Raw genomic sequence first — 12,701 nt, 5'->3', positions numbered from 1 at the left:
GCCCTGCGCGGCGACGGGCCGGACCGGCGCACGAACCGCGCGCGGTTTGCGCCGCGGCGGTTGCTTGCGCGGGTTTCATCGGCGAGCCATGCGGCCCGCGTGTCGAACGGCCGTGCCGGTACGCGCTGACCGGGCGCCGCCCTACCGCATGTTTCCCGTATGGCCCAGCGAATAGCGCCCCGGCTGCGGCCACACCGTCAGGCCGTGCGGCTCCATGCCGACGGGAATCGACCGGACCGCGCCGCTCGCGGTGTCGATCGCATAGACGACGTCATCGAAGCGGCCCGACAGCCACAGCGTCTTGCCGTCCGCGCTGACGTTGCCCATGTCGGGGCTGCCGCCACCGGGAATCGGCCAGGTCGCGACCACCTTGCGGGTCGCGAAATCGAGCACCGATACGCTGCCCTTGCCGTGGCGCGGCCCGTGGACGCGATTGGAGCCGCGATTCGCGATATAGAGCTTCGTGCCGTCGCGGCTCGGGTACAGCCCGTGCGTCCCCACGCCGGTCGGGATGAAGCCGATCTTCGTGAAGGCATCGCCATCGATGACGTATACGCCGTCCGCCATCATGTCGGCGACATAGAACACCTTGCCGTCCGGCGACACGCGGATGTCCTGCGGCATCCCTTTCCGGTCGAGTTCGAGGTAGCCGACCACCGTGCGATTCACCAGATCGATCTTCGCCAGCTTGCCGCCGAACTCGCACGTGAAGAGCGCATACCGGCCGTCGATCGAAAAGTCGGCATGGTTGATGCCCTTGCATTGCGGCACATCGAGGCTCGATTTCAGCGCCATCGTTTTCGGGTCGCGGAAATCGAGCCGCGCATGCGCCTCGGCCACCACGATCGCATCCTTGCCGTCGGGCATGAAATACATGTTGTACGGATCGTCGACGCTCACTGCCTGGCCGGGCTTGCCCGTCTTCGGGTCGATCGGCGTCAGGCTGCCGTCGGTCCGCCCTTCCGCATTGTTCGCGACCCACAGCGTCTGCAGGTCCCATGCCGGCACCACGTGCTGCGGGCTGCGGCCGACGGCGAACCGGTCGACGACCTTGTACGTGGCCGGGTCGATCACGTAGACGTCGTTCGATCTCAGGTTCGGCACATAGATGCGCGGCAACGCGCCTGCCACCGCCGCGCTCATGCGGCCGGCCTGCGCCTCGCTGTACAGGTTGTCGGGTTGGATGACGGGCGGCATGCCGGGCACGGCCGCGACGGCGGACGCCGCGATCGCACCGCGCACACCGAAGCCGACCAGCGCTGCCGCGATGACGATCGCGGGACGGGAAAAGCGGATGTGACGGCGAAAGCGCGGTTGCATGACGATGTCCCTGTTCGATTGAATGGAACGACGACAAAAGTAGCGCGATGGCGCGGCTGCGTCAGCGGCCGGCGATGTCCTTTCTGATTGCGTCGACGGTGCGCGACACGATGGCGTCGGTGCCCAGCCGGCCGAGCTCGGCGCTCGCATGACGCGGATCGCCGCCGTAGACGCCGTCGACGGCGCCCGGCTTCGCGGCGTTGCGCAGCTTGTCGACCCTGACCATGCCCGGCGCGACCGCCAGCAGCAACGACGTATCGGCCAGCCCCGCATGCGTGCCGATATCCGCGGCCGGCACGCCGTGCTCGCGCAGGATCTGGTCGTAACCGTCGGAACTGGTGCCGTAATACGCGGCCGGCACGAACGCGCGCGCGCCCGTGCCCGCCCACGACTTGTTGAGCCGGGCTACCGACTGTTTGATGTCGTTCTGATAGCCGCCGTGGTCGCCGAGGAACACGATGTTCGTGAAGCCATGGACCCGGAAGCTGTTGGCCGCGGATTCGAGGGTCTTTTCGAAGACGTCGTCGGGCACGGTGATCGTGCCCGGGAAGCGCATATGCGACGTCGGCGGCGCATAGCCGCCCTCGGGCACATAGGCGATGACGGGCGCGACGATCGCGTTGCCGAGGCCTTCCGCGATCCGCTCGGACAATACCTTGACCCGCGCGTTGTGCTTGCCAAGCGCGACGTACGGCCCGCTTTGCTCGGTCGCGCCGATCGGGATCAGGATGGTGGTCTTGCCGGCCCGGATGCTGTCGCGCAGTTCGGTCCAGGTCATGTCTTCGAGCTGCACCGTTCCCGGCACCTGGGCGAGCGCGGCTTGCGCGACGATAAAAGCGAGGGCGGCGAAGATGGCGCGTGGCAGGCATTTCATCGCGGATTCTCGACGGAAGGAAGGAAACGACGCTGCGTTCCCTCGCACCATAAACGAACTCGCCCGACTTGTCGCTGACCGCCGCGCAACGATTCACGCCGAAGGTCGCGAGAAAGCCATTCGTCAGGATTCCGTCTTGCGTCGCGAAATCTCTCGCGCCATGTCAGCACGCGACAAGCTGATTCGATGCATGGACTGCGGCACCTCGCGCCCGCACCTCGTCAACGCACATCACGCCGGCAACACAGCCACCGCCTTGATCTCGACGATATAGCCAGGCGCGCCGCCCAGCATGTGCGCACCGACCGCCGTCCACGCAGGCTTCGGGTGCGCAGCGAGGTAGCGGTCGCGCACCTGCATGAACAACGGCAGGTCGCGCATGTCGGTGTGGAAGGTCGTCAGGTCGACCACGTCGTTGAACGATGCGCCGGCAGCCTCCAGCACCAGCTTCAAATTTTCAAACGCCTGCACGATCTGGGCTTCACGGCCTTCGACGAGCTGCATTGCCGCATCGCGGCCGATCTGGCCGGATACGTACAGCGTATCGCCGACCTTCAAGCCCGGTGCGTAGCCGATTTTTTCGTACACCGCTTCCATTCCCGCCGGAACGATGGCTTTTCGATCACGCATAGGGGGTCTCCGTGGCCGGCGTCATCGCGCCGGCCGGTGGGTTGTCGATGGAACACACGTTGAACACTCGCAAGCGGCGTCACGACACGCCGCTCAACCCGTATCGCCACCCGCGACCGGCAGCACCGTGCCGGTGATGTAGCTCGCCTCGTCGGAGGCGAGGAACAGGATCGGCGCGATCTGCTCGTCGAGGCTGCCGTAGCGCTTGAAGAACGTCGATTCCGTGACCTGGCGCACGGCTTCGCCCATCCATGCCTGTTCCTGCTCGCTGTCGCCGGCCGCATTGCGCGGCACACGGCGCGGTGGCGCGCTGGTGCCGCCCGGCGCGGTCGCCACGACCCGGACGTTGTGTTCCGCGTATTCCATCGCGAGCGCCGCCGTCAGCGCATTGACGCCGCCTTTCGCCGCCGAGTACGGCACGCGGCGGATGCCGCGCGTCGCATTCGACGAGATGTTGACGATCGTGCCGCCGCCGCGCGCAAGCAGGTGCGGCAGCACCGCGTGGCACGTATAGAGCGTCGGCATCAGCGAACGGCGGATTTCCGCATCGATCTGCGCGGGCTCGAATTCGGCGAACGGGCGCATGCGAATCGCGCCGCCGACGCCGTTGATCAGGATGTCGATGCCGCCGAACGTCTGCGCCGCGTGCGCGATCGCCGCATGCGCACCGTCGTACGTCTCGAGATCGGCGACGAAGCCGGCCGTCTCGCCACCGATCGCTTCGGCCGCGACCTCGGCGACGAAATCCGCGCGATCGACGAACAGCACCCTGCCGCCTTCGGCCGCCGCGCGCAGCGCGACGCCGCGGCCGATGCCCTGTGCGGCGCCCGTGACGACGATGACCTTGCCAGAGAATCGTTGCATGATCACGCCGCCTTTGCCGTGACGTTGGGGGTGAACTTCTCGTAGTGGAAGCTGTTCGGCTTCACGCCTTCGTCGTCGAAGTACTTGCGCACCGCGTCGACCATCGGCGGCGGCCCGCACAGATACACGTCGACGTCGCCGTCGTTCAGCGCATCGGCCGGAATGTGCTGCGTGACCCAGCCCTTGCGCGCATGGCTCGACTCGGCATCGGCAACGACCGTCGCGAAGCTGAAGTTCGGCAGCGTCGCCGCGTAGGCTTCGATCGCTTCGACCAGCACGAGGTCGAGATCGCGCGTCACGCCGTAGATCAGGTGCACCTTCTGCTGCGACCCGGTGCGCGCCAGCACCTCGAGCATCGACAGGAACGGCGCCAGCCCCGTGCCGCCCGCGAGGAACAGCAGCGGCCGCTGCACGTCGCGCAGGTAGAAGCTGCCGAGCGGCCCGTGCAGTTCCAGCTTGTCGCCGGGCTGCGCCGATTCGAGCCAGGTGCTCATCACGCCGCCGGGGATCTTCTTGATCAGGAAGCTGACCTTCGCATCGGCCGGCGCCGACGAAAACGAGTACGAGCGATGCTGGCCGCTCGCGGGCACGTCGATGTTCACGTACTGGCCCGGCAGGAAGACAGGCGCGGCCGCGCCGACGTCGAGTTCGAGCACGACGGCCGCGTCGTTGTGCTGCTCGACCTTCGTCACCGTGGCGGCGAACCCGCTCTGGCCCGTCTTGCAGGCAACCGACGACGTCGGCACCGCGATCACGCAATCGCTTTGCGGCACCATCTGGCAGGTCAGCACAAGGCCGCCGTCCTTCTCGTCTTCGGTGAGCGCATCGTCGATGTAATCGTCGCCGAGGTCGTAGCTGCCGCTTTCGGCGCGGCACTTGCAGGTGCCGCACACGCCGTCGGAGCAATCCATCGGCAGGTTGATCTTCGCGCGGAAGGCTGCGTCGAGCACCTTCTCGCCGGCCTTGCAATCGATGAAGCGGGTTACCCCGTCCTCGAAGTTCAGTGCAATCTTGTAGCTGGACATGGCGTCACCTCCACTTCCTTTTCTTTCATGACAAGGCAACGGTGTCAGACGTGATAGACGTCGAGCACCTGCCGGATGTAGTCGTTCTTCAGCACGATCTTCTTGTACGAGATCAGCAGCTCGTCGCCCACCTTGCGCAACGTGACGAACATCGTGCCGAAGAAGTGATCGGTCACGCGGTAGCGGTGGTTCAGCGTGTGAAAGTTGTAGCGCACGTCCACCTCGTCGTCGCGCTCGGCCAGCACCTCGACGTTCGTCACGTTGTGGCTGGTGCGCGGCTCGGGCGTCGAGGCGCCGCTGCGCTCGGTCTTGATCCGGAACACGCGATCCTCGAGGCCGCCACGGTCCGGGTAGTACATCAGCGAGATCTGGCTCTGGTGATCCTCGGTCGGCCGATCGTCGTCATCCCACGCGGGCATCCAGTACGTGACGTCCTCCGCGTAGCAGGTCAGCCACTCGTCCCACTGGCGATCGTCGAGCAGGCGCGCTTCGCGATACAGCGCCGCGCAGACAGTCCGGTAATCGAAGCTCATGCTGCCACCTCCCCGCGTTCCTTCTTCAGCGCATCGCGCATCACATGCACCCAGTGTTCGTGCTGGCACACGAACAGCCCTTCGTCCTCGCTGCGCTCGCCGGAAATGCGCGGGTTCAGCCCCATCTTCTTCGCGTTCTCGTCCGGGCCGTCGACCCACAGCGGCGCACCGCGCGACAGGTCGTTCCACATCGCCGTGATGCCCGCATAACCGTTCTGGCACGCACGGAACTCCTCGAGGTCGTCGGCCGTGCCCATGCCCGTCACGTTGAAGAAATCCTCGTACTGGCGGATCCGGATCGTGCGATCGGTCTCGCTCTCGCCCTTCGGCGCAAAGCAGAAGATCGTGACTTCGGTCTTGTCGACGCCGAGCGGCCGCACCACGCGGATCTGCGTGCTGAACTGGTCCATCAGGAACACGTTCGGGTACACGCACAGGTTGCGGGTCTGGTTGACGATGAAGTCGGCCTGCACGTCGCCGACGCGCGCCTTGATCTCTTCACGGTGCTGATACACGGGCCGCACTTCCGGATTCATCGTCTGCGTCCACAGCAGGATGTGGCCGTTGTCGAAGCCGTACACGCCCGCGACCGACTTGCTCCAGCTGTTCGCATCGACGGCCTTGGTGCCGTCTTCCTTGCGGCGGCCCATCGTCGCCGCGTAGTTCCAGTGCACGGTGCTGACGTGGTAGCCGTCGCAACCGTTCTCCATCTGCATCTTCCAGTTGCCTTCGTAGATGTAGGACGAGTTGCCGCGCAGCACTTCGAGCCCGTTCGGCGCCTGGTCGACGATCTGGTCGATGATCACGCGCGCTTCGCCGAGGTATTCCTCGAGCGGCAGCACGTCGGCGCTGAGGCTGCCGAACAGGAAGCCGCGATAGTTCTCGAAACGCGCGACCTTCTTCAGGTCGTGCGAGCCGTGCGTGTTGAACTGCACCGGATACTCGGTCGTCTTCTCGTCCTTCACCTTCAGCAGCTTGCCGGTGTTCGAGAAGGTCCAGCCGTGGAACGGGCACGTGAAGCTGCCCTTGTTGCCGTGCTTGCGGCGGCACAGCATCGCGCCCTTGTGCGCGCAGGCATTGATCACCGCGTGCAGCTCGCCGGTCTTGTCGCGCGTGATCACGATCGGCTGGCGGCCGATCCACGTCGTGTAGTAATCGTTGTTCGCCGGGATCTGGCTTTCGTGCGCCAGGTACACCCAGTTGCTCTCGAAGATGTGCTTCATCTCGAGCTCGTACAGCTCGGCGTTCGTGAAGATGTCGCGGCGGCAGCGGAATATGCCGGCCTCCTTGTCGTCCTGCACGGCGGTGGCGAGCAGGTGATCCAGGTCGGTGGCTTGGTCGATCGTGGCGGACATGTTGGCTCCTCCCATGCGCGTGCCGCGTCCTGCAAGCACGCTCGCATCGGTAATCGGTTGAATCTCGCGGGAACCCGGCCGGCGGCGGCGCATCGGCGCCGCGCCGGCGGGCGGTTACGCCGTCGCGGCTGCGCGCAGGCGGTGGACGATCTGGTTGTCCTTGCCCTGCACCAGCGGCGTCAGGACGAAGTTGAACTCGATGTCCTGATACGCATCGGCCTTCATGCCGAGCGCCGTGCCGCCGGTCTTGTCGACCACGGGCGGGATCAGCTCCTCGCGCGTCGCATACGCGAAGTCATCCCAGATCAGCGGATCGCCATCGATGTTGAACTGCGTCGTCAGCTTGCGGTGGTCGTTGCTGTCGACGAAGAAGTGCACGTGCGCCGGGCGGTTGCCGTGGCGGCCGAGGCCGTTCAGCAGCTGCTGCGTCGCGCCGTGCGGCGGGCAGCCGTAGCCGACCGGCATCAGCGTGCGGAATTCGTACTTGCCGTCCGCGCCCGTCTTCACCGCGCCGCGCAGGTTGAAATCGCTCTGCTTGCCGGTCGGGTCGAAGTGCGAATAGAAGCCGTGCGAGTTCGCGTGCCAGCATTCGACCAGCGCGCCCGCGATCGGCTTGCCGTCGAGGCCCGTGACCGTGCCGTGGATCACGAGCGGGCCCGCACCGTCGTCCGCGTCGAGGTCGATCTTCGACACGCCGTCGCGCACCGGTGCGCCCGCGACATACAGCGGCCCTTCGATCGTGCGCGGCGTGCCGCCGTCGAGGCCAACCGCCTTGTCCGCGGCATCCATCCGGATGTCGAGAAACTTCTCGAGGCCGAGGCCGGCCGCAAGCAGCGCCGCTTCGCCGTCCTGGCCGAGCTTGTTCAGGTAGTTGACGCCGGCCCACACTTCGTCGGGCGTGATGTCGAGATCGTCGATCGCCTTGAACAGGTCGCCGAGCAGCCGCAGCACGACCTGCTGCGTGCGCGCGTTGCCGCCCTTCGTGCCGTCCGCGCCCGCGTTCGACGCGGCCTTCAACAGATCCTGCACTTCCCGGGACTCGAAAACTTTGACGCTCATGATGGTGTCTCCACGTGTATTTGGGGGGTGACGGCCTGGCCTGACTCGGGCTACCGCGCGACTTTCGTCAGCCCGTCGCGGGTGAATCGCCTGACTTTGTCTTCGTCGAGTTCAATGCCGAGACCGGGGCCGTCCGGCACGGTCAGTTCGAAGTCGCTGTAGTCCAGCGGCTGCGTCAGGATCTCTTCGGTAATCAGCAGCGGCCCGAACAGTTCGGTGCCCCACTGCAGGTTCGCGAAACTCGCGAACAGGTGCGCGGACGCCACCGTGCTGAACGCGCCTTCGAGCATCGTGCCGCCGTACAGCTCGATGCCGGCCGCATCCGCGATCGCGGCGACGCGCTGCGCGGCGAACAGGCCACCGCTTTGCTCGATCTTGATTGCGAACACGTCCGCGCCGTGATGCTTCGCGATGTCGAATGCGCTGTCGGGGCCCTGCAGGATTTCGTCGGCCATCAGCGCGACCGGGAAGCGGCGCATCAGGCGCGCCAGCGCCGCGGCCGAGGCCACCGGCTGCTCGACCAGTTCGCAGCCGGCATCGGCCAGCGCCGGAATCGCGCGCGCGGCCTGGGTTTCGCTCCACGCCATGTTCACGTCGACACGCACCGACGCGCGATCGCCGACTGCCTTCTTGATCTCGGCCACGTGGCGGATGTCGGTCTCCGGCGACTTTGCGCCGATCTTCAGCTTGAATACGTTGTGACGGCGCTGGTCGAGCATCCGTTCGGCTTCGGCGATGTCGGTGGCCGTGTCGCCCGATGCGAGCGTCCACGCGACCGGCAGGCGATCGCGGCGGCGGCCGCCGAGCAGCTCGCTCACCGGCACGCCGAGCCGCTTGCCATGTGCGTCGAGCAGCGCGGTTTCGAGTGCGCTTTTCGCGAAGTGGTTGACCTTCGCGAGCTTGCCGAGGAATGCCATCAGCGTCTGGATGCGCGTCGCGTCCTTGCCGACGATCGCCGGGGCGAGATACGTGTCGATCGCCAGCTTCATTGCCTCGGGACTTTCCGGGCCGTACGCCATGCCGGCGATCGTCGTGCCTTCGCCGAGGCCCGTCACGCCGTCGCTGCAGAACACCTTCACGAGCATCAGCGTCTGGCCGTGCATCGTGGCCACCGACAGCTTGTGCGGGCGGATCGTCGGCAGGTCGACGAGGCGGGTTTCGAAGCGTTCGATGGTGACGGAGGACATGGGGCACGCCGTGGAGGTGAAGTTCTTGAGGCGATTTATACGTCTCGGCCGAATCGAGCGTCCAATACTTTTAGGCGGCTTTTTCAATACCTGTCAGGTATTGAAATCCGGAGATATTCGGTAGATGGCGCCGTTTACCATACCCTCGATGACAGGCAATACGGGCTGGAAGCCATGCTGGATCGAGGGGAGCGGCTATCCGGGATGCGGGTGGGCGAGGACCGGGAGCGAGCCGGCTGCAGCGGCGGCCGGAGCTTGAAAAACGCCGCTTCGCCGGGCCGCATCAGGGTTTTCCTGATAGATCGCCCGGGCTGACCCTCGCAATTGGCGATGCGCCCGATCCTCGGCAGCGGTGGCAAAGCGACGCCGCGCACGCCGAACGCGGAACACATCATCGGAACGGCACACCGGCAGGCCCGACGAGACGGCGGCTGCCCGGCATCGGGATTCCGCCCTAGCGCGTGGGGCCGTGCGCCGCAACAGGACCATCCGGCAGGCGGCTGCTTCCCTTCGGGTGACGTATGTCGAACGATCCGGCCGACGTCCGCGCCGCACCCTTCCCGCTCGCGCGCAAGTCGAATATCCCCCGGCATCCAATAATCAAAAGGCATCCCCGTTGATTGAGAAAATCCTTTATTTAATCGATGTTTATAAAAACAAGCGCAACAATTTTTAATTGTGAAAAACCTCTTGCGCCGTAAAATTTTGTGACATACATTCCGCACACCATACCAATGGAGACATCACTTAAGCTTTCATTTCATTAAAAGAACCGAGAGCCTGGCCGATATTAATTCATTAAATAACGCTTATGGCGCGCAATCGCGCGGGATTTGTCACGCCCATTTAATTCATCAACAAACGGCAAACTGGAGGTTGCCGAATACAGGAGACGTATAAAAACTTTCTTGCTTTTCAAATTCGAACAGAAGGGGTAAAAATGTCGCGTTTACCTGATGCGAATCATTTCGGCCGTCGGCTACCGTCGATCATGGCCGGTTATCTCGGAGCGGCCATCCTCGCCGCATGTCTCGTATCCGCCTGCGGTGGCGATGACGGCCCGGCCGTTTCAACGTCTTCCGCTTCGGCACCAGCGCCGCTACCGCCACAAACCACGTCCGCCACCACGCCGTCATCGCCGTCGCTCGCGCCTTTGGCGGCCGACCAGCCCTACGTCGACAACACGGCCTACGACACGACCGCGACCGGATCGCTACCGTCCGCGACGGAAGCAGCAGCCGTGACGCACCATCGCATTACGCTCAACGGCAAACCCCTCACCTATACGGCGACGGCGGGCCACCTGACCGTGCGGGATCCGAATACCAACGCGCCGACGGCGTCGATCTTCTATACCGCGTACACGCTGGACGGCGCGGACGTGACGAAGCGCCCTGTCACTTTCTTCTTCAACGGCGGCCCCGGTTCGTCCTCGAACTTTCTGCACATGGGTTCCTACGGGCCGATGCGGGTATTTTCCGAACAGGGCTCGACCGTCTCGGGTCCCAATGACGTCACGCTCGGAGAGAACCCGCAGACACTGCTCGACAAGACCGACATCGTGTTCGTCGACCCGCCGGGAACAGGTTATTCGGAAGCGGTTTCGCCGAAGAAAAACCAGGATTTCTGGGGCGTCGATGCGGATGAACTGGTCAATGCGGGGCTGATCTACCGTTACCTGAACATCAACAATCGCGGACAGTCGCCGCTGATGATCTATGGCGAATCCTACGGCGGGCCGCGGGTCGGGATCATGTCGTACACGCTGCACAACACCTACGGGATCAAGCTGAGCGGCCTGATCATGCAGGCGCCGGCCCTCAACGAATACGAACAGCGAATCAACACGTACAGCGACGGCTCCGTTCATCCCAGCCGCCGTTATCCGGTGCCATCGCTCATCGGCCCGACCATCACGATGGCCGCCAAATACTGGGGGGCCATTACCGACCCGACGCTGTCCGGCCTCAGCCTGTCCGACCTCTTTCAAAAATCGGAGGATTTCTCGTTCAATACGCTCGTCAAACTCGCGGATCCGCTGAATGCGACGACCGGGCTGCCAGATCCGTCATGGCGCTCGACAGCTGGCGCGGTGACACAGGCGCAAACCATTGCGCCGCAGCTCAACGCGCTATTCGGCAATCTCCTGTACGCCGATGCAAGCGGCAGTCCGTACTTTTTCAACGCCCAGGCGCAATCGACGCCGTCCAATCCGACTGTCATAGCCGACACCTTCTATTTCGCCAATGAAGGTATCGGGCCGCAGATTCCTTTGGGCTTCGACAATATGTTCGTTCAAGGAAAAACACTCGGCGCATACGATCTGCGCAAGGCCCTGGCGGGTGCAAATATCCCGGCATCGATCGACAATTACCTGACTTACGATCCATCCCTCGACGATTTGTCCGCCTACACGCCGATCTTTACGTCATATGTTTACAACACCCTTAAATATCAAACCGTTTCCGGATATCAAGGGCTGAATGCCGCAACCGGAAACAACTGGAATCACAACACCAGCTATCCGAACGGAAGCCAGTTGCCCTTCCCCGACGCGACCATCTTCATTGCGGATGAAATGGCGATCAATCCGAAGATGCAGGTGATGACCGCGGCCGGGTACTACGACGGCGTGGTGCCGGCCGCGCTCGTCGACTGGGACATGCAATACGTATCGGATCCGAAGGGCGGCCAGATCCCGTCGTCGCAAATGCAGTCGAGCTACACGCGGGTGCTGTATCCGGGAGGCCATATGGCCTACGCGGACGACGCCAGCCGTCAGCAGATGCACGACACGCTGGTCGGCTTCTATGCGAAGGCGACCACCAGCGCCATTCCGTCGATGTCTCGCTAGCCGTACCGGCGCGCTGCCAGGAACGCGCAAGCCGGGTCGATCGCATCCCGTCGCGATCGACCCGACTGGCGTCCCGGCAGATTGCGTGTCACGACGCGCCGTCGCTGGCCGGGTATCCGCCCAGCCGCCCCTCCACCCCATACCCGTCATCCGGCGCCGGCAGCCGCCCGAGTACCCGCTCGACCTCCAGCGCGACCGCGATGAGTTCGCGATCGGTGCCGGCCGCCCCGTCCAGTGCGAGGCCGACCGGTAGCCCGGCCGCCGTCAGGCCGGCCGGGACGGTCATGCCAGGGATGCCGGCATTGCTGCCCGGCTCGGTGTTCCGGATGTAGGTCGAGAACACCGATGCGGGTGCGCCGTTGAGCATCATCGTGTCGCCCGCCGGGATCGGGCACGCGGTGGCGATCGTGGTCGGGAAGACCAGCGCATCGGCACCGCTGTCGGCGAGGCACTGCCGATACGCGGCACGCGACCGCGTGCGCCGGTCGAGCGCGGTGCGGTACGCCGCTTCGCCGATACCGTCGGGGCCGGTGATATGGCGGGCGATCTTCGCGACGTCCGGGCTCCCCACGTTCGCGACGATGTCGTCGACCGATAGCTCGTAGCCGTTCTCGACCAGGTACGCGTGCATCGACGAACGGAATTCATACATCGCGATAACGGCCGGCTCGTCGTCGAAGAACCCCGGATAGTCATTCAGGTCGAGGTCGACGCACTCGAATCCCGCCTGCTCCAGCTTTGCCACCGCGGCATTCGCCACCGCGTCGACATCCGGCGCGAGGCCGCGCCAGAATGTCGTGCGCGGGACGGCCAGACGCACAGGGCGCGTCGTGCTGCGCGTCGGCATCGCCGTCGGCGCACCGGTGCCGGTTCCCGACAGAATCGCGTCGAGCAGCGCGATGTCCTCGACCGACCGCGCGATCGGGCCGACGGTGTCGCGCGTGCCCGAAATCGGCGCCACGCCGCCCCACGGGTAGCGCCCCACGGTCCGCCCGAGCTA

The 12,701-nt window shown here is 64.8% G+C and carries 11 protein-coding genes; 1 reads left to right on the top strand and 10 read right to left on the bottom strand.

Annotation, left to right across the window (positions count from 1 at the left end):
* Positions 1 to 141 precede the first annotated feature (141 nt).
* The 9 genes from G3N93_RS22550 to G3N93_RS22510 all read right to left on the bottom strand — a co-directional run bounded on the left by G3N93_RS22550 (position 142) and on the right by G3N93_RS22510 (position 8,847).
* Positions 142 to 1,320 (bottom strand): YncE family protein, encoded by a 1,179-nt coding sequence (locus G3N93_RS22550; protein ID WP_206133985.1) that lies wholly within the window; start codon positions 1,318 to 1,320, stop codon positions 142 to 144.
* A 61-nt stretch (positions 1,321 to 1,381) separates the two neighbouring features.
* Positions 1,382 to 2,194 carry a creatininase family protein gene (locus G3N93_RS22545; protein ID WP_206133984.1) on the bottom strand — a complete coding sequence of 271 codons (813 nt, stop codon included), beginning with the start codon at positions 2,192 to 2,194 and terminating at the stop codon, positions 1,382 to 1,384.
* 231 nt (positions 2,195 to 2,425) lie between these two features.
* Complete coding sequence (locus tag G3N93_RS22540) at positions 2,426 to 2,824, bottom strand: RidA family protein (RefSeq protein ID WP_174932892.1); 399 nt, start codon at positions 2,822 to 2,824, stop codon at positions 2,426 to 2,428.
* Positions 2,825 to 2,917: 93 nt separating this feature from the next.
* Positions 2,918 to 3,688 (bottom strand): benzoate diol dehydrogenase BenD, encoded by a 771-nt coding sequence (gene benD / locus G3N93_RS22535; protein WP_206133983.1) that lies wholly within the window; start codon positions 3,686 to 3,688, stop codon positions 2,918 to 2,920.
* A gap of 2 nt (positions 3,689 to 3,690) precedes the next feature.
* A complete protein-coding gene (benC, locus tag G3N93_RS22530; protein WP_174940554.1) occupies positions 3,691 to 4,713 on the bottom strand; it encodes a benzoate 1,2-dioxygenase electron transfer component BenC in 1,023 nt (340 codons plus the stop codon).
* Positions 4,714 to 4,757: 44 nt separating this feature from the next.
* Positions 4,758 to 5,246: a benzoate 1,2-dioxygenase small subunit gene (gene benB, locus G3N93_RS22525; protein WP_174932886.1), complete on the bottom strand. Its 489-nt coding sequence runs from the start codon at positions 5,244 to 5,246 to the stop codon at positions 4,758 to 4,760.
* Positions 5,243 to 6,601, bottom strand: coding sequence for a Rieske 2Fe-2S domain-containing protein (locus tag G3N93_RS22520; RefSeq protein WP_175046412.1), 1,359 nt, complete (start codon positions 6,599 to 6,601; stop codon positions 5,243 to 5,245). Before G3N93_RS22520 ends, benB begins: the two co-directional genes overlap by 4 nt.
* Positions 6,602 to 6,715: 114 nt before the next feature.
* Positions 6,716 to 7,660 (bottom strand): catechol 1,2-dioxygenase, encoded by a 945-nt coding sequence (catA, locus tag G3N93_RS22515; protein ID WP_174988384.1) that lies wholly within the window; start codon positions 7,658 to 7,660, stop codon positions 6,716 to 6,718.
* 50 nt (positions 7,661 to 7,710) lie between these two features.
* Positions 7,711 to 8,847 carry a muconate/chloromuconate family cycloisomerase gene (locus G3N93_RS22510; RefSeq protein ID WP_174940560.1) on the bottom strand — a complete coding sequence of 379 codons (1,137 nt, stop codon included), beginning with the start codon at positions 8,845 to 8,847 and terminating at the stop codon, positions 7,711 to 7,713.
* Between the two features lie 940 nt (positions 8,848 to 9,787).
* Here G3N93_RS22510 and G3N93_RS22505 point away from each other — a divergent pair.
* Positions 9,788 to 11,701, top strand: a complete 1,914-nt coding sequence (locus G3N93_RS22505) for a hypothetical protein (protein WP_174940562.1) — start codon at positions 9,788 to 9,790, stop codon at positions 11,699 to 11,701.
* An 88-nt stretch (positions 11,702 to 11,789) separates the two neighbouring features.
* Here G3N93_RS22505 and G3N93_RS22500 read toward each other — a convergent pair whose 3' ends face one another.
* A complete protein-coding gene (locus G3N93_RS22500) occupies positions 11,790 to 12,686 on the bottom strand; it encodes an amidase family protein (protein ID WP_307873424.1) in 897 nt (298 codons plus the stop codon).
* Positions 12,687 to 12,701 lie beyond the last annotated feature (15 nt).

This window comes from Burkholderia sp. Se-20378, from assembly GCF_017104665.1.
Lineage (GTDB): Bacteria > Pseudomonadota > Gammaproteobacteria > Burkholderiales > Burkholderiaceae > Burkholderia > Burkholderia lata.
The sequence above is the reverse complement of the archived record's forward strand: the minus strand, read 5'-3'. Positions and strand labels throughout refer to the sequence as shown.